Source organism: Pseudomonas sp. S2_E01, from assembly GCF_054668365.1.
The window spans coordinates 1,780,835-1,801,431 of the sequence record NZ_CP162762.1 but is presented as its reverse complement, the minus strand read 5'-3'; the positions used below and the strand labels follow the sequence as shown (position 1 = coordinate 1,801,431).

Genomic DNA, 20,597 nt, shown 5'->3' with positions numbered 1-20,597 from the left:
GTCAGACATCAAAGATCCTGCGATGAAAAAAATGGCAGCACGACAATTCGCGTGTCGTGCTGCTACAGGTTTCATTGTTCCCACTGGAACTTGCCTTCTTCCTCTATTCTCTGCCTGACCGCTTCATTCGCGTCCACCGTAGCCTCTTTTTTCTTTGCTACCGTCCTACGAACAGGTTGAGTTACCTTTTTGGACGGATCAGCAGCGGGTACCTGACTCGACCGAGTTTGCTTGGCCCTATCCGCGCCCTTCGAAACGGCTACTGGACGTACCCTTGAAGTCTTGACCGGTGCCTCAGCCGTTTCATAAGGTATGTCATACGTTGGGCCGAATGAAACGGGGGCTGGCCTTGTAGTATTAAGCCGGGCGGGCACTGTTTTCGCCGGATTGTAGAATTCCAATCCGGATGCCTTTGCCAGGCCGTCAGTACCATGCTCGCCCCAGTGTTTAAAATTTATCGGCCCTCTAGTACCCGGCGAGCCCAAACCAGCGGCATTCGGATTACTTGAAGATGAGATGGGACCAACTCTGCCCCCCTGCGGCCGCGTGCTAAAAACCTGGGAGGTCCTGCCAGCCTTCGCCCCCTTCGAAGTGTACCTGGCGGGACCAAAAACGGACTTCAGCACCCGCCAAGCGCCCCTCAGAATCGAGAACAGCCCGGGCACATTCCCCGTAGGATCGACATAATTCACCGGGTCACCCAGGCAATACGCATACAGGTTGAACCCCGCCTCGCCATAGGGCCCGTAATCGTCCGGGCTATGGAACTTCATCAGCTTGGGGTTATACACCCGATGACCATTACCCAGTAGATACCAACTGGTCCCCTCCTCCCGAACCTCGCCGTTGAACCCGATAAGTCCATGGGTCGCCGATTCCTCCTCGCGATACCCATAAGCCGAATAAACGCTGGCCACCTGCGCCGTTTCGCTCACACCTGCGAGAACGGTCTGCTTCTGGTCGGTGGTCAGCATCATGACTTTGGGTCGGCACCTACCCGCAGCTCAGCGAGCATGCTTTCATCACCGCGCATGAAGGTGCTGCTGTTGGCACCCTCCAGTTGGTTGGCCAGTTTTCCATCGCTGTAGAAACGCTGCGCCTGGGCCGTGCCGTCGTCCATGCTGGCGAGCTTGTCCAAGGGGTCGTAGGCATGGCTTCGCGACGCTCCGCCAGCGGGCTCACTGACTTTGATCAGGCGGCCGAGGGCGTCATAATCGAGCGTGCGCAAGGCTTCATCCTGGGTCAGGTGCCCATCGTTGTTGTAGGCCAGGACAATCTCTTTCGGGTAGTCCACGTGATTGTTGGTGACCTTGGTCAGTTGCGTCTTGTCCGGGTTGTCATAGGCATAGATCGCCCGATTGGTCCCACCGGCAAAATTGGTCAACACCAGGGTCAGGTTGTCCAGCGCGTTGAAGTTGAACGTCTGCCCAGTGATGGATTTGCCATAAGGGTCCACGGGTAACTCGCTGCCCGTGCAGGTGTAGCTGGTCAGGCGTCCACGCAGGTCGTAACCATAGGTTTCGTCACGCAGCACGCTGGCCCCTTCGGCCAGTGTGCGTTGCGCCAGGCCATCGACGTCGTTGTACTGCTGGTGCATCGTCTGGAGTGTGCCATCGAGGTCGAAGGTGCGCAGGGTTTCCCGGTCGAATTCATCGTAGTCCAGGGTCATGCCGACACGCTGGTTGCTGGCGCTGTCGCGGGTCACGATCGTCTCGTCGCGCCCAAAGCTGTCGTAGGTGAACTGCGCGGTCGTGGTGCCCAGCTCCGTGTGCTCCAAGCGCCCGGCATTGTCATAGCGATAGCTCTGCGTCTGCCCCAGTACATCGGTGTACGCCTCCAGGCGCCCGAGTCGGCTGTAGCGGTAATGCATGGTGTACTCGTTGCCGGCCACCGTGCGTTTTTCGCTCTTCGGCTCGCCGGTGCTGAAGTAATCGCGCTCCAGGGCAATGTCCTGCTCCTTGCAGGCCAGCAGACGGGCGTTTTCCGTGTCGTAGTCGTAGCTCGATTCGCTGAACACGCCGATGTTGCCGGGGCTGGGCATCCGGCGAAAGACAGGGTCCTGACCCAGTCGCGTCTCGTAACGGTATTCGATGACCTTGTTGTCGGGCGTGGTGACGGTTTTCGGCTCGGTTTCCCCCGGATCGTACTCGTAGGTCTGCACACGTCCGCCGGTGATCGTCTTGATCCGTCGGTCCAGGCCGTCGAATTCCTGTTCGCCCAGGACGTTCGCGTCAACCGAGATCAGCACCGGCAGGTCCTCGCGGCTGTGGGCGGCAAACTCACGCTTGACCACGGCGTTGTCCGGCAACGTGTTGCTGATCAGGCGATCAAAGGCGTCATAAGCGTAAAGCGTATCGCGAATCATCGAGCCAAATCCGACCGACTCCTTGTGGGTACGCCCCAGGCCGTCGTACAGGGTCTGCGTCAGGCTGACCCGCTGGCCCGCGTTGTCGAAGCGCTCGATACGCACCGGTTTTTCAAACAGGTTGAACCAGGTTTCGGTCACACCGCCCATCACGGGCGTCGTGTCGCTGCTTTCACGCCAGCTACGCTGGATAGGACCTGCCGAAGCCGTGGTGCCAATCGGGTCGTTCTCCTCAACGTTGCGCACGCCATCAGGGCCGATCACTACGCGCTCCTCGCCCCAATCGTCATACTCGTACTGCGTGCTCAGCTTGAGCGATTGCGCGCCCAGCCAGTCGAACTCGCTCTCTTGCTGCAAGCGGTCGAACGGGTCGTATAACGCCTCGTAGATCTGCCTGGGCGGGCTGCCCGGCACGGGGTTGTCGGCATCGTCGCGCTGCTCATAGATCGCACGATTGAGCCCGTCGAAACGGGTGATGGTGTGCACGCCCTTGACGTCGATCATGGTTTGTTCGGCCTGATCGCCGGTGTTGGCACACAGCGCATACTCATAGTTGCGCGAGGCTTCGAACGCGGTGCCCGGCGCCACGGTTTCGCGGGTCACGCGACGCAGCGAATCGTAGGCGTAGCGGATCTCGACGTTGGTGTCATCGCGGTTGAGCAAAGGCTCACCGTTGAGTAGCGAATGTTCAAGGATGGTGACCTTCTGCACGTTCCTGCCGCCCAGGCCATGGTCAAACCCGGTGAGGGTTTCCCGGGTTTGCAGCACGCTTTCGTTGAGCTCCGGGCCGTTGAGTTTCTGGTAGGCGTAGGCAGTGCTGGTCGCCTTGCCGTTCATCGTCACCGTTTGCGTCTTGATCCGGCCGTGCAGGAAGCGATCACCTGGGTCGTCGAACATCTGGTAGTCGGTGCGTTCCAGTTCGGTGGGTGTGGCCCCATTCATCTGTTCCAGCACTTCGCTTTCGACCATCATCCAGTCGGATATCGGCGCGCCCGCCACCGGTTTCAGTGTGGTGTAGGTGTAACGCGTGCGCAGGGTCGGCGCCTGGCCGTTGGGCGAAGCTGCCGGGGTGATGGTCTTGTCGTTGAGGTGGCGAACGAAGCCAAGTGGGTCTTCAGTGGCGGCCAGCCAGGTGCTGGTTTCCTTCACACCGTTGGCCTGCAGTTGGGTCAGCACGTTGCCGTCTTTGTCATAGGTGTAGCTGACGGTTTCGCTGCGGATCCTGCTCGGGTTGCTGAGCAACGACCAGCGGGTGTGGGTGTCCTTGGGCAACTGGCAATAATTGGGCTGCGCCTGGAATGATGCGCCAGGGGTCAGGAAGTAGACCGTCTCCACGGTGTGCATGTTGTCGTTCTGTGTGGTGATTTCCTTGGTCAACAGGTGAAACTGGTTGAACTCGCGCTCGATGCTGCGCACCGGTTGGTTGTTGACGTGCAGGGTTTCAGTGCTGCCGTAGGCGTAGACGCCGACGTGCTTGTAAAGGTTGTCGCGGCCGTCCTCGGTCCAGGGAAACGCCAGGCCATAGCCTAAAAAATTATGCAGGTTCGCCGAGTAGGTGTAGCGCGTATCGATTTCGGGTTGGCCAAAACCGGGATAGCTGCGATGCCGGGTGACCCTGGGCAGTGGCTTGCGCGTGCTGCTGGCCGGAAACTGATGACCCGCGTCTCCATAGATAAACTCCTCGCGGCCGCCCGTGGGGGTTTCCATCGACGTGACCACCAGATAATCATCCTTGAGCAGGTAGACGAAGCGCCAAGAGGCAAGCTCCTCGGTCGGCAATATGATTTGTTCGACACGCCGGTCGGCACCGATCAGCTTCATCAGGAACGTTGCTACCGGCCCGCCGTCAGGGGCAGATACCGGCAGCAACTGGATCTCGACCTGAAAATCGGTGCGTTCGACCGACAGCAACAGGTTGCCGGCATCGTCCTTGATCGCGGTCAGCATCGGGTGCAGTGCATTGAACTGGCGATATTCCAGTGTCACCTTGCGCCCGTCCGGCCCATAGATTTCTACAGGCATGGCCACTCGACGCTGCGCGCTGCCCATGACTTCGAGAATTTCGACCAAGCCCGTGTTGTGCACCAGGCGAAAGTGCGTACTGTCGATTTCGAAGAGGTGAAAACTGTCGAGTTTCTTCTCCTCCATCTTCATTTCCATGGCCGCCCGGTGGGTGACCTTGAAAGTTTCACCACTGCTGAGCGACACCACCTGGTCGGCGAGCGTGTATTGCGACAGCCGCAGGTTCCAGCCCAACCCCCAACCGCTGTCCTCGGTATTGAGCGGGTTGTAGCTCAGGGCCAGCGGCAAGCCGGGGCCGTTCAGGTCGTTGGTCTTGACGTCGGGCAGGGTCAGGGTCTGGGTGAACTGCCCGGTGCGCGGGTCGACACCGCCCTGGATGAAACTCATGAACGCGAAGGCACCGGAGTGTACGGAAGTCTTGATGGTCATTGTGACGGCCTCGGGTAATGGCAGGCCGCGTCGGTTGAACCGCTGCCCGTCATTTAGTAAGTCAAGTTAAAAACCTGTAGACAAGCGGGTCGTTACGGCACGGGTGAACGAATAATTCTGACGCAACTCAACTTACCCTTGAACGGGACAGTTGTATTCGTTCTCTTGGAGTCCAGTGTAATGCCTCTTCTGACAATATCGCCATTCTGAAAGGTGGCAAGATCGCCGATATAAATCCAATCCGTGCTAATAGGATTAATGTATGTATCCAGCCAGAACCACCATGCCTCGCCCCCACTACACTTTTCCGAACTCAGTTGAAATTCACCCGCTGATGGCACGTCATTTAGCCTGAAATAACTGTACTCATCATTGACACACCCATATTTATCGCTCGTAAAATCTACAGCCGGCTGGGTTATGAACGGCACGCTGCAGGTTTTACCACCCTCGCTTCCTTTTTCTGAAAAAGCGATCGAACCTGTTGCTTGCTTTTCAGTGGGCTGCTGCTCTGCTACTGCGAAGGTACAGACACACATAAACCCGCAGAAAACCGCTATTGAAGCTTTCATTTCAAACTCCTTGAAATCAATCGACACTGGCAATTGCAACGGTATTTGTTTATTTCCAGTTATGTTCTACATCACTCTGTCGTGGGCGGCGTATAGAGCGTGCGCACCAGCCTATTGCGGTGCCCCACAATACTGGGCGGCAAAAAATCGATTTGCATGAAGTGTGGATTACCGCGTTTATCCACCAATTTCAGGACCAACGGACGTGACAACTTAATTCGTTCTGGATTGGTGGGCCGCACATAGTTAACCCTCTTGTCACGATGCAACGTGATGAGCAACTTTCCTACTTCGAAGACATTCTTGACATCGATATCAAGACTGAGCCCTTCAATGACATTCTTGGTGACCTCATCAAATTTTATTTTTCTCGTTGACCCCTGACGCGATTCTTCGAAGTACCAGCCAGTCCAACTGCAATATCTCTCGTAAAGTTGTTCCGACTCCCACCGAACCATCGAGGTATTGGTGAGCCCGTTTACCGGCAGGAATTCCAGCGTTTCGAAGGCTGTCCCGGGCATGCCTGGCCGGCCGACGTATTCAAACTTCCAGTAGTCTTCGGTAATGGGATGAAAGTCAAAATCATCGTCCTCATTTTCGCCCGGGCCCGGCCCTCCCGACCCACCATCAACCCGGGTTCGCGAAACTTTGTAATCGTCGTCGATATAAGTGGGTTGCGGGTTTGGCGTGACATAAATCCTGGAGTTGGGTTGAGAAGCCTGGGTCGAGTCAAACCATTCGTGGCTGAACTCGGCCTGGAACTTGGCGAAAAACGTGCCCGTCAAGTTGGCCCGCTGCCGGGTGTGGATGTAGCGAAACATGGTGTCGGCGGCCTGCGGAACATCGTCCGGGAGAGCCGACCCGGCACCGCGCGGCGGAGCCAGTTCGAAACGGTTGGGGATGTTGCGCGTGCGCCACAGTTGAGGGTCATCGTCAGGCATGCCTTCGAGCGAGTCCGGCAGGGGTTCGACGTTCTGTTTCGAGGAATCGTCCACCAGGCGCATGCTCGCCTGCTCATAGGCATTCAACGGGTACTGCACGTTATTGATCGGGGTGGTCTGTACCGTAATCACCGCTCGCAGCTGCTGATGACCGTTGTTGAACACGCTGCCCATCCGGTTGCCCTCGAGCCCGCCCGGCAGCTCGATGATGAACAGGTCGAGGTCTTCCCAGTGGGGTTCGTCATCCATCTGCGAAAGCAGGATGACGCTGTAACCGCTGGAAAACACCACGCCGTTGAGCACGATCTCGCACTGCACCACGACGCTGCCCGTGGCGCCCTGCGCAGGGGCGGCATAGCGCCCGTCGGCGTCGACCGTGCCGCCGCCGGCAATCACCTTCCAGCGTCGGCGCTGCCCGGGCAACAGGGTGATGTCGTCCTTAAGCTGGACCACTTCGGACGCCTTAAGCCTGGGCACGTAGGACGGTTCCATGCGTACCTGTTGCTGGCCATTGACGATCAGGATGGCGGCCTGGCCTGACTCGCTGCCCGTTGCCTGTGCCTGCTGCACGAGCAGGCTTTTGTTCTTGCCACGGGCGTCGACCGTGAACAGCGCCTGGCTGTCGGTCTGTTTCAACGTGCCGTATTCAGGGGTGAGCAGTTTCCAGGTGACGGGGACCGCATCCAGCGTCAAGGCCTGGAGCGCGACCGGTTGCCCGTCGAAGGCCGACACCGTGGACAGTTGCGGCGAGGTCGTCATGCTGTCGAACAACACGTCCACCAGTGCTGAGGCGGTGCGGGTGACGCCGCCATCGACATACTCGGCGGTCACCACCACGTGCAACCGGTCATGCCCGACCAGAGCACGCGCCGGGGCGGTGTAGGTGCCTGCGGTTACTTTGCCATGTCTTTCCGGCGAATGGCTGGCGAGGCTGACGGCCGTCCAGTTGCTGGTCTGGACCACCTGGCCGTCACCTTTGGTCAGGGTGAACTGCTGGGTGCCACCTGCCTTGATCGCACTGTACGCAGGGCTCAGGGCAATCGACTCGGACGTGGCACTGATCTGGCCGAATACGGCCAGGTCCCGAGGCGTGTGCCGCACAACTTCTTGAAAACGATTGCCTTCGGGAAACAACAGGTTCGTGAGCATCTCCATTTCGTTGCCTTCCATACGCCCGATCAACGGTTCGGCCAGGATCAATACCGCGGGGTACAGGAGATCGCCACCGGCGTTCGCATCACTGGGAATGAAAAATGGGAGGTCCGCATCGAGGGGGAACTTGCCGGGCGTGGTTTGCCCCAGGACGCTGGCCAACAATAAAACATTGCCGTCCCCGTAGTTTTTAGCATCGCGTACGGTCGCCCCAGGGGCCGGTTGGGTCACGATGCGAAACGACTTGGGCGTCAGTTGCTTGTAGCCCTTGAAGTCCACCATGCTGATGTGAAAGGCACTGCGATTGGCCGGCAGGTCGTAGAACTGCTGCTTGAACATATCGCCCAACAGCGTGTTGGTCTGCGCATCGACGCCCACCAGATTGCACAGCACGCCGCCTCCTGCGGACAGGTTTACGGTCACCTTGCCCTGCCGGTCGACCGCCCCCTGCAAAGAGGTGAGGTCGACCTCCACTTCAATGGTTGAGCCCTGACTTTGCAGGATGCTGACATCGGAGAGCAACACTGTGCCGCGACCAGGTTCCTGGCGCGTGGTGACACAACGCCCGGACAGGAAATCCATGGTCAGCACCGCCTTGCCGTCCCGTAGCGATGCGTTCGCAAATGACAGCCTGGGTGCACCGAAGGCAACATCCTTCAGCCGCACGACGTCGTTTTGACCGGCTGCCCGCTTGATCTCCCCACTGAACAACGGCAGGAAGTCCATCGAACCGAATCGGTTGGTGTATTGCTGCTCGAGCAACTGATTGATGCGGCCACGATTGAACACCGCAATGGCCGCCCAGCCCTGGGTTTTCGGACCGGTTTTCATGATTTCCAGCAGCTCAGTCAATGAGTTAGCAGCCATGATCGTACCCTCTGCCTTGATTGAATAAACAAAGCACTGCAAAAGCTTTCACAGGTTATTTGGCCAACGCCTCCAGCACTGCAGTGAAGTCACTCAGGGGCAGCGGCAGAACGATATGGCCTTCGAAGTTGCCCAGCTCACCGCCTTCGATGAGCACGGTAATCAGGGCGAACGGCTCCCTGGCCTGCGGGTCATGGGTATACAACCCCGAATCGTCGATCGTGCCCGGCCCGCCCGTGGGCAGCGACCACTGCCCGTCGACCTGGAAGCCGTTGACCCAGGCCTGCAATTGCACCTGGCCAGGCGGCAGGCCCGGGTCGATGACCGGTTTGATCGTCGCCGCCGGCTCGTGCTGGATCACCAGCATCCACGCCGATTCGCTGTCGTTGGTGGCGCTGTTTTTGACCTCGATCTGATCGATCACATAGGCTTTGCCGGTGACCCTCGGGGCGGCGATGTACGCATGATCACCGTCAGGCAGGTCGCTCTTGACCAGCGTGCCGCTCTCCCCCGATACCGGATCCTTGATGGACCACACCAGGGGTTCGGCGCCGGTATGCCCCGCCGTCAGCTCCACGCGCTCACTGTGGTAACAGGCCTGGAAATGTAGCTGCAGGGAAATTGCACTGGTCTGCACGGTCACCAGCGCCACGCTTCGCTCCCGGCTGTCCGGGTCCGTGGCAATGATCAGCACCTGGTTGAACCGACCTTGCATCGTGTGCGCCGGTGGTGCCTGGTACTCGCCGGTCGGGCTGACGGTGCCGGGGTTGCTGCCGTCTTCGGAGAGGTTCTCCACCGCCCACTGCACCGGCCGCGCAGGCTCGACACCCAGTTGCATTTTCCTGCCCGCGATCACCACCGCGTGTGCCGGCACCACGGAGAACGAAGTCCCCAGGGCATGCACCCGGCCGAACGCCGCGCGGTCGAACGGCATCGCCAGGTGAGTGGGCACGAACGCGCTGTCGCCCGCCACGCGCATGCCGTCGAACAATTGATCGGGCGCGGTGACGTTCAAAAGCTGGGAGAAACGCACCAGCAGCGCACGTTTGAGCGTCTGCAGGACAAAATCGAGAATCTGCACCCGCACGTTGGGGTCGATCGATTCCGGCAAGCCTTCAAGATGGGTGATTTCGTCATCGCCCATGTAGGGCAGCGACAGTTCCGCTTCCATCCCGGCCGCCTCTGACACCTCTTCGTAAAAGCGCAAGGCATGTTCCAGGTGAACGGCAAACCTGGCGGTGTAGGTGGCCCAGACGGTGCCGCCAATGGGTCGATAACTGACGGTCACGGTGATCGGGCACTGCCAGCGTTGCAGGGCATGGTCGTCATGCAACTCGACTGTCAGGGGTGCAGCGCCGTCCATGGCCGAAACGCTGTAGCGAGTCGACTCGAACTGGTAATCGGCGCTCTGGTACGCGGTACCCGGCACCTCCAGTTCACCGCTTTTGGCGACGAGCCCGGTCAGCCTGCCGGTGCTGTCATTGACCCGATCGAAATCGCCACCGTCCAGCAACTGGAACACGGCGTTGGCAAAGGTTGTGCGGTGCATGAAGGCCTGGGACAGCAATGTCGTCGCCGTGAAGGCTTCATCGCCTTGCGCCTCAGGAATCAGGTAGCGATAGCCCGAATCGTTGCCGGGGTAGTCGCCGCTGCTGCCCTCCTCGAGTTTGGCGAACAGCAGCAAAGCGCCGTCTTCGTCGACGGCCTGGGGGGCCGCGTGCGTGGCGGGTGAATCCGGGCGTTTGTGCGCTCGTGCATCAAAACTGTGAGCATGCAGGAACGAGTTGTCCCCCTCGTCGAGCGCCAACACGTTGAAGCGCCGTTGATCGTCGCCGAGTACCTTCAGGCTTTCATGCAATTGCTCCCCGCCCTGGCGTTGTTGCTCCGGCGTCTGAAAGATCTGCAGCAACGGTTCGCGGCCCTCTGCCAGGTCCAGCAACGCTTTGCCCTTGTCGCTGCTCACCGGCAGTTCCATGGTCAGGTGCGGGGCATTGAGCGGATCGAACCTGGCAAGGCGCAGGACCTTTTTCTGCTCGGCGATGGTCTCGACCATCATCAGGCTGGCGTTGACGACCGGCAGGTGCAACTGGGTCCTGTTGACCTGCAAATTCGCGTTGGCGAATGACACCTGGGGCGCGCCCAGCCTTACGCCGGACAGATAGTGCACCACCGGCGTGTCACGGATCGGGATTTCCAGGTCGTGGGTACCCAGGCCGTTGCCTTGGCTGAGGCGCACAATGTGATCGCGCAGCAACACCCGGTTCAATTCATGCCCCTGCAGGGCCACCAGCGCATCCCAGCCGAACGTCCGCGAAGTTTCCCTCATCCATGCCTTCAGTTCTTCCAACGAGTTACCGGCCATGACGATGGCTCCTGTTGAGTAATGAATTAACCGCGCGGCAATGCACAACGCTCATCGCGTTATCCGGCTGAGCACCGCCGGGAACTCATGCAGCGGTAGTGACAGAATCATGAAACCTTCAAACCAGCCCATCATTCCGCTGTCGATCGCTGCGAAAATCAGCACGAAATGCTCAGTAGTCGTGGCCGGCGCGGTATACAGGCCATTGGCATCGATCGTTCCCGGCCCGAGCGCCACACTCCACTCGGCGGGATACGCATCGCCATTGGAAATGGCTTCCAGCTGTACCTCACGGGTACCCAGATCAAAATTGACCACTTTCACGGTCAGTGCGGGCTTTTTCTGCAGCGCCAGCACATGCACCGATTGGGCGGGACCGTTGGCGGTGGTCACCTCGATCTCATCCAGCACAAAGGTCTTCTTGGGCACTACCGGGCCATGCTCATAGGTGTGATCACCGCCGGGCACATCGCTGGGTCGCAGTTGGCCACTCTCACCGGATACGGGGTTCTTGATCTTCCACTGCCGTGCGCCTGTTCCCAGGCTGCCTGCTCGCAGTTCCACCGACTTGCCGACATCGCACGTCTGAATGCGCGGGTTCACATTCAGTTCGTTTTGCACCACGGTCAGTAACGCCACGCTGTACTTGCCATCGTCAGCCGTGGCCGTCACCCGCACGTGCAAGTAACGCTCGTCCAGGACGGGCGCCTGATACAAGCCGGTGTTGCTGATCGTGCCCGGATTGGCCGTTTCCCCTGTGACGTTTTCCACTTTCCATTGCGCGCCTTGTGCAACTGGAACCGTGGACAATTGCAGCGTTGTGCCCTGGCGAAGCAGGCTTTGCATCGGGGAGATTTCAAAGGACGTCTGGATGGGGTTGATGTGCGCAACGTGAAGGATGTCATTGGGTGCAAAAAACTCGGTGCCGCTGATCACTCGGCCGAAATTCAGCCTGATTGTCTGCTGAAGATAATCATTGATCGCACCTTCGGGTTTCACCAATTCGGCAAATGCCACTTTGAGATAACCCAGTAGTGAGGCGTATACACCTTGCCCCATGACAAAGCCCAACAGGATGTTTCGGGTTGGCTCATCCATTTCAGCCGGGTTTTCAACTTCGACAACCTTGCCAAACTGCAACCCCACATCCATGGCGACTTGTTCCAACATTATTTCGCCATCAGTTTCGCGTAGTTCGTACTCAATCCGAAGCTCAATCAGAATCTCTGCATCGAGTACCAGCGGGTAGGAGCCAAGTGGCGTTAAAGTTATTCTCGTCACACTTACTGGCGCCCACTCAATGACGACGTTGTTATCATCAAAGCGCACGGTTAGAGCACCTTCGCCGACACCTGACAGGTGCATCTTGCTAAATATCCAGACGAACAGCGACGGATGCCCGGGGAGAAAAGTCGATCCGCCGCTACTGGGCAACTCCAGACTTCCTGATTTGATAACAGCCGATATGAGTTGCCCGTGATCACTGAAGTTGAAATTGTAACCACCACCGTTGACGAGACGAGTCACTTCATTCAGTAAAGTATCCCCTGCCGCCCGCCGGCGATCGAACAGTACACTGGCCGAGTAATTGACGCCCTGCTTGTGCGCAAGCAGATACCGATAGCCGTCCCCGGGATAGTTACCGCCATGACGAGCCATGGTCCGCACCAGGACCACGATGCAACCCTCACCGAACTCCTGCGAAGAGCGATCCCATGCCGCCGGGCTGATTGCCTGGGTTCGCAATTCAAATGACTGCGGATCCATCAGAACGTTGCTCCCGCGCTTTATCTCACCGAGCGGGTATACCCTCTGCTCATCGGGGAGCTGCTTGAAATAGTCATGAAAAAATTCCCCACCTAACCTCTTCGCATGGTCAGTGTTGGCAAAAGTCAGAAAAAACTGATCGCTGTGTTTCAGATCCAGACGCACTCGCCCTTCAACGGATATTTCCCCTGGCACGTCAGCCAGTAATAACATCAGCGTCAACTCCGGGCTTTGCAGGGGGTCGATCACTTCCACCTTGATAGCATTCCAGCCATCGCCATCCTGGGCCAGGGTAATTTGGTCGCCACCCATTACATTCATGGTCAGTTGGGCTTTGGAGTCATTCAGTCCGGTGTTGGCAAAAGACAGTACTGGAACACTTAACATAAAGTTCTGGATTCGCTCCACGTATTTGCCTTCGACCAATTCCACCTCACCTGAAATCGGCTTGATGAAACTCCCGGCGCCGAATCTATTGATGTACTCCTGACGAATCAGTAAGTTTGACTTCTGCCGATCAAGCGCAAATATCAACCCCCAATCCAACATGCGGGAAGTTTCCTTTAGCCACGTCAGCAAGTTTTCAAGCGAATTATCGGACATGACCATGATCCTTGTTCGTTCAGGTAAAAACAGCCGTCAACGGGCGGAATGGCGGCAAACGTGTTTCAGGCAACCAGTTGCGGATTGATGAACGGAAACTGTTTGTAAATGACGCCATCGTCGAAACTTGTAAAAACTTCGACGCTGAAGTGTTCGTTCAGCTTTAACTTCTGCAGAAAAGCCAATGGCAGTTCGGCAAACAACTGACCGGCGAAATACTCCTCTTCGGTCACGACCTCTGCGTCGCCCACCCGCAAATCGAAGGTTTCCTTGTCATCGCTCGAGGACTTGCCGTCCACGGTTATCCTGACCCGCTGCCCCTTGTCCATGAAGGTCCAGGAATCGAGCCGGAACAGCACCCCGGTGGTGACCTTGGCCAGCGAAATCACATTGTTGGGAGATTTCGGTTCCTCGATCTGCAGGGTGGGCCACTTCGCGGTGGGGAAGTCCTTGACCAGCAGTTCGAATACGTCGGAATTCTTACCAGGCGGGGTAACCTTGTAGAACACGTTGACCCACTGCTCCAGGTTGGCCGGCAGGGCAGAGGCCGGAATCTGAAAACGGTCCTTGTCGCCCGCTGTGTGATCGACGATGACGCTGCCGGTACTGCCACGACCTTCCCAGTGCATCTGCACCGTCATCCCCGGGCTGATTTCAGCATCCGCAGGCAGCTTGACATAGACACCGCCGAGCACATCCTCGGCGTACACACGCCCCCTTCCCTCGCCCTCGGCCGTGGCCTTTTCGACATTCGGCCAGGGCAGTTTGATCGGTTTGCTGAGCGTCACTTTAAGCGGCTGCGAAGTGCCTGCCGTACCGACCCGGGCGTGCTGGTAATGCAGGCTGACCTCAAGACCGACGTTGGCCGCCAGCCACACATGGCCCAGGTGCAACTCGACGATGCCGCTGTCGACCGTCGAACTGTCGATGAGCAGCGAGGCGATGGCCGCACTGTCGCCGTCGGCATACAGCACCACGCTGTCGCCGGGCTGCATGCCTGGCCAGGGCTCGACCACCACGAAAATGCCGTCGGGGAATACGTCCGGGTCCAGGTCACTGCCGTTGAAGTTCTTGATGCCCGGCGCCGGCAGCAAGGTGCTCGGGGGCGCAATGATCTGCACGGTCTGGCTTGCCGAGGTGGTGGGCGTGGTGGGATCGGCGTACTCGATCACGTAGCGCAGATGGGCGAAACCATCGGCGATGGATTGCAGCCGGCCCCGGTCGATCAGCCACTTCTGCGGCTGGCCGATGTCAGCCTCCACCAGGGTGTTGGTGGAGCGGAAGGTTTCCCAGTACATGCCGTCGTCAAAATGCAGGTCCGCTTCCAGGATCACCCGGTCGCCCACCGACATGGCCTTGTAGGGCAATGCCACCACCGTTGCCGGGCCCGTGGGAAACCAGTTGAGGTCGACGTGCAGCTCGTGGGACTGGCGAAAATGCGGCACAGGCAACGCCTGCGCGAACGGCCGTTTGCCCACGTAGAAAAACCGCCGCTTGGACTCCTCGCCGCGCTCGTCCGGCTGGCTGGGGTCATGCAACTTGAACGAGTAGAACACGTAGCCCTGGTCCAGGGCCTGGAGCATGTTGTTGCCGATGCTCACCTGCTTGCCTTCCGGCTCCAGCTCGCCGGGGCCGACTTCGATCAGGGTGGTGAACATGTCCCTCGGGTCGCCATTACTCGCGCAGCCGTACCAGGTAGGCCAGAGGAAGTCGCCCTCCTTGAGGGTCGGGTGATTGATGTAGGTGATCAGGTCGTCGGTGCCCAACTGGTCCAGGTCGATCGTATTGTCGGCGCCGAGTGCGGGCACTTCAGGCGGGGGTAGCGTGGCAGCCATCCTGATGACTCCTTGATGCCGACGGGCGTCGATTGCAGGGACCGGATCACCGAGGCGACCCTTGCGGATGTCACCGTTTTACGCCTCGACGGGCGTTCTGCCCACTATCAGAACTGATAGGTTCGCAGCCGATTTCTTGCTGATATGGTTTGCTGCGAAACCTGTCCGCGTGCAGGGGTCGGCCTGCTTCGGCGGTGCTGCCCACCGTGCTTTTACGCGCACTCGGGTGGGCGTTGGCAAACACCCACACCAAGCGTTCCAGGGCGAAAAAGCCCAGCAGTTTCCTGCACATTCCAAGCTGGAGGTCGATACCCATGGCTGCCCAAACGTCCCTGCACTCCAACGCCAACAATTTCCTGAGTGCCATGCAGGCGGGGGTCAACCCGCGCACCGGCCTGTACAGCATCTCGGTCAACCTCGGGGAGATCATCGCCAACGGCCTGCGTGGGCCGGGTTTCCAGTTGGCGCTTGGGTATAGCCCACTTTCGCTGGTGGACAGCGGTTGGGGCCTGGGTTGGGACATGCAGCTGTCGCAGTACACGTTGTCCAACCAGGTGCTCTCGCTCAGCACCGGGGAATCCTTCAAGGTGACCGGCACCGACGGCAACGGGCAATTGCTGATGAAGGAAAAGAAACTCGACACCTTCCATTTCTACGAGGACACCGCCAACCAGTTTCGCGTCGTGCACAAGTCCGGCATGGTGGAAATTCTTGAAGTCAAAGGCAGCCTGCAAAACCGGGTGGCCGTGCCGACCAGGATTTACTCGCCCGTGGGTAACTTCATTACGCTGGAGTACACGACCTTCGCCGGCGTTCACCAGTTGCTCACGGCGATCAGGGATGAAGCCGGCCTGCTGCTGATGTCGGTCAAGCGCACCGACTTCCAACTGGAGGTGCTGCTACTGCCGCTGGCCGGCCCCGGTGGCACCCCGTGGACGCGGTTTGTCATGGAGCTGGCCACCAACGACCGACGCGTCAGCCGGATCGTGCTGCCGGACGACAGCAAGGCTGCCTGGCGCTTCGACTACCTGCTCAAGGGACAGCACTTGTGCATCACCCAGATTGAGACCCCCGGTGGCAGTCGTGAGCAGATGTTCTATAACGATGCCGGCCATCAATACCCCACGGGAAACAACATGGACCCACTGCCGCGGATCACCGAGCATCGCCTGGACCCGGGCGCCGGGCAGCCGATGGTGCGGGTCGGCTACAGCTACCCCGGCGTGGAGAACTTTCTCGGTGGCGGGCGCACCATCGCCTGGGACCCCTCGGGCCTCGATAATCTCTACACCCTGCGCGGGCGCTACCAGTACACCTGCGTGGAAAAACTGATGATCGCCGGCAGTGCGGTGCGCACCATCGAATACACCTACAATCAGTTCCACTTGCTCACGGAAAAAACCACGACCCAGAACAACCATGTGCAAATCGTCAGGACCGAGTACTTCGTGGATGAAGACAAATCCTTCGCTGCACAGCCCAACTATTTCCAGTTACCCAGACAGGTCACCACGTTGTGGACCTACCAGGACAACGTGGCCCTGCAGCGCAGCGAAACGGCGACCAGTACCTACGACATCCACGGCAACCCACTGACACAGACCCTGCCCAACGGTGTGGTCGAGACCAAAACCTGGCTGCCCCCCTCGGCCAGCGACCCCGAGGGCTTTGTGCGTCACCTGAAAGAGCGCACGGTGACCCCGGCGCCCTCGGCCCCAGGCGATGCGCCAACACTGTGCACCCGCTACACCTACAAGGCCCTGACCCCACTGGGCCCCAGCCCGCTGTCGGACTATCACACCGTCGAGAGTGAAACCCTGCTGCAATTGCACAGTGGCGGCGCTGAAACCGAGTTGCAGCGTATGGTCTACAGCCACATCGATGACCCTGACGATGCGTTCCTCCATGGCCGCGTCTCGCGGGCAACCGTCACCTTGAACGGTATGTCGACCTTCAACGATTACCTGTACGAAAAGCTCGACTCCCCGGAGTTCCAGGTGCCGGTGCTGCAGACCACGCAGACCACCGCCAATGACTTTGACAGCACCAGCAGAAGCTCCCTGCAACAACAATCACTGCTCACCGGCCAGACCCTGTTGAGCCGTTTCGAGGACGTCGAAACCCGCAGTGTCTACGACAATCTTGGCCGCCTTGTCGAGCAGGTCGTTGGCCTGGGCACCCCCTATGAAGCCCGCCGTCGCTACGAGTCGAGCCTCAGCACGGTCATCGGCGAACAGCTCGAACAACGGGTGATCAATGCCCGCGATATCACTGCGCGCAGCGTACTCGACGGCTTTGGCCGGGTGGTGTACGAGGAGCGTGACCATGTCGATCCCGACAACCCGACTTCCACCCGTCAAACCAGTGCGTCGAAGTACAACGAATGGGGGGATATCGTCGAAGCCACGGCGATCGACTGGCTGGACGGTGTCCGACTGGAAGTGACTAGCCGGCAGGAGTACGACGACTGGGGCGAGCCGTTCAAGATCACCGGTCCCGACGGCGTGATCGCCTTCGACGTCGATGACCCGATCGGCACCCAGGAGTCCGATGGGCCGATTGTCCGTAGCTGGTTGCAGAGCCGCGACGGCTTGTTGATCACGGGCCTGAATGAAACCTGGCTCAACCGTTTCGGCAAGCCATCGCGCATCCGCGCCCTGAATGCAGCGGGCGATGAACTGTCGAAGAGGACCTACCAATACGACGGGCTGGGCAACTGCATCGAAGAGACCGACGAAAACAACCTGGTGACCCGCTACAGCTACGATGCCTTTTCGCGCCTGACCCGCACCCTGCTGCCCGACAACACCATCGTCAAGCGCGAGTACGCACCGCACAGTGCGGCGGAACTGGCGGTGACCCTGAGCAGCAGCACCGATGGCGTGCGGTTCACCCAGGTGGGTGAGCGCGAATTCGATGGCCTGGATCGCTTGACCCGCATGACCACGGGCACCCGCACCGAGCGTTACACCTACGAAGGCGGCCGCGAACAGCTACAAAGCCTGATCACACCGGCCAACGACACCATCCGCTACGACTACAACCTGCCGCTCAGCACCGCGCCGATTGCCAGCCAGGCGCCGGACGAAAATGCCAGCTTCTCCTACGACAACACCAGTGCACGCCTGACCCGGGCGAGCAACGAACTGGGTACCCGGGAGTACGACTACAACACCAGCAACCAGTTGACCGAAGAGCGCTGGATCGACACGCAGGGCAAGACCTGGCAGTCGCAGTTTTCCCACTCCATGAACGGTGCCCTGCTCAAGCGCACCGATCTGAAACAGGGCAACGACCCGGGGCTCGATACCGTGCATCATTACGACACCATCGGGCGACTCATCCGTACCGTGCAGGGCGGGCTCGAGGCCGGTTTCAGCTACGATGGGCTGGGTCAACTCAGCGAGATCAGCACCCGGGACCTGAACGCCAGCAGCCAACTGACCACCCGGTTCGAGTACGACGACCAGGGCCAGGAATGCCTGCGTACGATGGTCGTGGACCAGCAGGTACCGCAGACCCAGGAACAGACCTGGCGCGCCGACGGACTACTGGACACCCGCCACTTGAAGCAGGGCGCCGTCAGCCTGCTGGAGGAACGATTCGGGTACGACCTGCGAGGTCGCCTGACCGAGCACTACTGTTCCGGCACCACCCTGCCCCACGATGAACTGGGGCGGGAGTACGTCGAGCAGATCTTCAATTTCAACGAGTTCGACAGCCTGACCCTGATCACCACCCGATTCAGCAACGGCCAGAGCGAACGTGCCTTCTACAGCTACTCCCCCAGTGATCCGTGCCTGCTGCAAAAAATCACCTACAACCCGACCCGCCCCACGGGCGACCCGACATTCAGTTACGACCTCAACGGCAACCAGAGCGTTGACGAGCAGGGCCGCCTGCTGACCTACGACAGCCAGAACCGCCTGGTGAAAGTGGAGGACAGCGCCGGGCAACTGGTCAGCGAGTATCGCTATGACGGCCACTCCCACCTGGTCAACACCGGCGACAGCAACGGTGACGACACCTTGCGCTTCTACAAGGACGAGCAACTGAACGCCATCGTCAAGGATGATCGCCAGACGCAATTGCTTTACCTGGGCGATCAACCCCTCGGCCAGCAGGAAGCCGGCGATCCGACGCAGACCCTGCTGTTGATGACCGGTGCGGGCAACAGCGTCATTGGCGAAAGCCAGCAGCAGGTGCTGCGTACGGCAGTGTACGGCGCCTACGGCGATCAACACAGCGATCAGGCCATGCAAAGCCTGACCGCGTTCAATGGCGAAGTACTGGAAAACGCCATGGGCTGGTACCTGCTCGGGCGCGGCTACCGGGCCTACAACCCGGTGCTCAAACGCTTTCACAGCCCGGACTCGCTGGCCCCGTTCGACGGCGGCGGCATCAACCCCTACTGCTATTGCCTGGGCAATCCGATCGCCCTGCGCGACCCCACCGGGCATCAGGCCATCGGTTTCAGCGGCCGCTTGCGTCGCCCCGACGAAGACGCCGTTACGCCCGTATCAGGCGGTAGTGACGTCATGAGCTGGATCTTCGTGGCGGTGGGCGTCGTCGGCACCGTCGCTGCGGGCGTGGCCACGGTGCTGACCGCGGGCAAGCTCGCGCCGCTGTTCGGCAAGGCCTTGTACTTTACCATCGCCAAGACGGCAGCCCTGGCCGCCTCCACCGTCACGGGTGCTGCCGCCACCGCGTTCAGTGCCGATGCTGCCGCCAACGACAACCCGGACTCCAACACCAAAGCCGGAATCTTTGGGCTCGTTTCGCTCGTGACCGGGATAGCCGCCGTCGGGTTCGGCATGGCGGCTTCGTTTTTCAAGACGGCAGGAGTTGCGGCGAGCGTGGCCGACTCGGCCGCCTCAGTGCGCTCGGCGGGTTCGATCAGTTCGGTGGGGTCGGGTAGCTCAATTGGATCGAGTAGCTCGGTTGCATCGAGTAGCTCGGGCAGCTCAATTGTCGCGGCGAGCAATCGGAACTCAGATGGATGGCAATTTTTACGACGCCTGCGTATACGGAAAGTTGGAAACAACCAACCACCAAGATCCAGGGCTGCAGACCTCATCAACAATAGTCCGCAAACGGCTGGCAGAAGCGCTGCGCGGGTACCACCTGTAGTGGATGATGCAGTCGCTTCCACCAGTGGCACTTCACCGGCGTCGAATGTCGGCGTGAGGCCCCCTGTCAGCCAGGGCGCACTGCGCGGGGTAAAGGCAAACCTGAAAAAAACGGTAGTACCCGACAAACCAGCGCCATCACGAGCTGATGACTTGTGGCAAAAACAAATCATCGCGGCGGCGGCGGCCCTGAATGATGGAAATGTGAGTGCTGCTGTAGACGTGGGTAACAACCTCGTGATGATGCCAAAAAGCTTCAAAATTAATCATACGGGCCCTCTCAGGCAAGCAAACATAGTCAAAGGATGATCCTCTTTAACTCGGCGACATACTTCATTATGTCGCCGATTTTTACCTACCCGACTTGCCCCCTCCAACAATTGCGCACAGCAGCCCCCTCCACTTCACCTTCCCACAAATAAATCCTACAAAACTTACACTACCTCCCTCCTCACACCCTACCTTCACTAACGACTTTTCCCACAACATAAGTCCACATTTCAACGGGTTACCTCACTACCCCTCTCCTACAAACCTCTCTACCATCCCCTCC

At 59.3% G+C, this 20,597-nt stretch carries 8 protein-coding genes; 1 reads left to right on the top strand and 7 read right to left on the bottom strand.

What is annotated here, in order from left to right; all coding sequences use genetic code 11:
• Positions 1-71: 71 nt before the first annotated feature.
• The 7 genes from AB4O36_RS08245 to AB4O36_RS08215 all read right to left on the bottom strand — a co-directional run bounded on the left by AB4O36_RS08245 (position 72) and on the right by AB4O36_RS08215 (position 14,915).
• Entirely contained in the window at positions 72-977 is a 906-nt protein-coding gene (locus tag AB4O36_RS08245; RefSeq protein ID WP_460141446.1) for an RHS repeat-associated core domain-containing protein, read from the bottom strand.
• Positions 974-4,816 carry an RHS repeat domain-containing protein gene (locus AB4O36_RS08240; protein WP_460141445.1) on the bottom strand — a complete coding sequence of 1,281 codons (3,843 nt, stop codon included), beginning with the start codon at positions 4,814-4,816 and terminating at the stop codon, positions 974-976. The genes AB4O36_RS08245 and AB4O36_RS08240 overlap by 4 nt, the downstream gene beginning before the upstream one ends.
• Before the next feature lie 92 nt (positions 4,817-4,908).
• A complete protein-coding gene (locus AB4O36_RS08235; RefSeq protein ID WP_460141444.1) occupies positions 4,909-5,388 on the bottom strand; it encodes a hypothetical protein in 480 nt (159 codons plus the stop codon).
• Between the two features lie 71 nt (positions 5,389-5,459).
• On the bottom strand, positions 5,460-8,348 hold the full coding sequence (locus AB4O36_RS08230) for a hypothetical protein (RefSeq protein WP_460141443.1): 2,889 nt from the start codon (positions 8,346-8,348) through the stop codon (positions 5,460-5,462).
• A gap of 55 nt (positions 8,349-8,403) precedes the next feature.
• Positions 8,404-10,710 (bottom strand): hypothetical protein, encoded by a 2,307-nt coding sequence (locus AB4O36_RS08225; RefSeq protein ID WP_460141442.1) that lies wholly within the window; start codon positions 10,708-10,710, stop codon positions 8,404-8,406.
• Positions 10,711-10,761: 51 nt separating this feature from the next.
• On the bottom strand, positions 10,762-13,080 hold the full coding sequence (locus AB4O36_RS08220; protein ID WP_460141441.1) for a hypothetical protein: 2,319 nt from the start codon (positions 13,078-13,080) through the stop codon (positions 10,762-10,764).
• A gap of 65 nt (positions 13,081-13,145) precedes the next feature.
• Positions 13,146-14,915 carry a hypothetical protein gene (locus AB4O36_RS08215; protein ID WP_460141440.1) on the bottom strand — a complete coding sequence of 590 codons (1,770 nt, stop codon included), beginning with the start codon at positions 14,913-14,915 and terminating at the stop codon, positions 13,146-13,148.
• Positions 14,916-15,229: 314 nt separating this feature from the next.
• On the opposite strand from AB4O36_RS08215, the gene AB4O36_RS08210 reads away from it, so the two are divergent.
• Positions 15,230-20,353: an RHS repeat domain-containing protein gene (locus AB4O36_RS08210; RefSeq protein ID WP_460141439.1), complete on the top strand. Its 5,124-nt coding sequence runs from the start codon at positions 15,230-15,232 to the stop codon at positions 20,351-20,353.
• Positions 20,354-20,597 lie beyond the last annotated feature (244 nt).

Bases quoted from the DNA above. Each gene is read 5' to 3' on its own strand.
- AB4O36_RS08245 (WP_460141446.1), bottom strand. From the start codon at position 977: ATGATGCTGACCACCGACCAGAAGCAGACCGTTCTCGCAGGTGTGAGC.
- AB4O36_RS08240 (WP_460141445.1), bottom strand. From the start codon at position 4,816: ATGACCATCAAGACTTCCGTACACTCCGGTGCCTTCGCGTTCATGAGT.
- AB4O36_RS08235 (WP_460141444.1), bottom strand. From the start codon at position 5,388: ATGAAAGCTTCAATAGCGGTTTTCTGCGGGTTTATGTGTGTCTGTACC.
- AB4O36_RS08230 (WP_460141443.1), bottom strand. From the start codon at position 8,348: ATGGCTGCTAACTCATTGACTGAGCTGCTGGAAATCATGAAAACCGGT.
- AB4O36_RS08225 (WP_460141442.1), bottom strand. From the start codon at position 10,710: ATGGCCGGTAACTCGTTGGAAGAACTGAAGGCATGGATGAGGGAAACT.
- AB4O36_RS08220 (WP_460141441.1), bottom strand. From the start codon at position 13,080: ATGTCCGATAATTCGCTTGAAAACTTGCTGACGTGGCTAAAGGAAACT.
- AB4O36_RS08215 (WP_460141440.1), bottom strand. From the start codon at position 14,915: ATGGCTGCCACGCTACCCCCGCCTGAAGTGCCCGCACTCGGCGCCGAC.
- AB4O36_RS08210 (WP_460141439.1), top strand. From the start codon at position 15,230: ATGGCTGCCCAAACGTCCCTGCACTCCAACGCCAACAATTTCCTGAGT.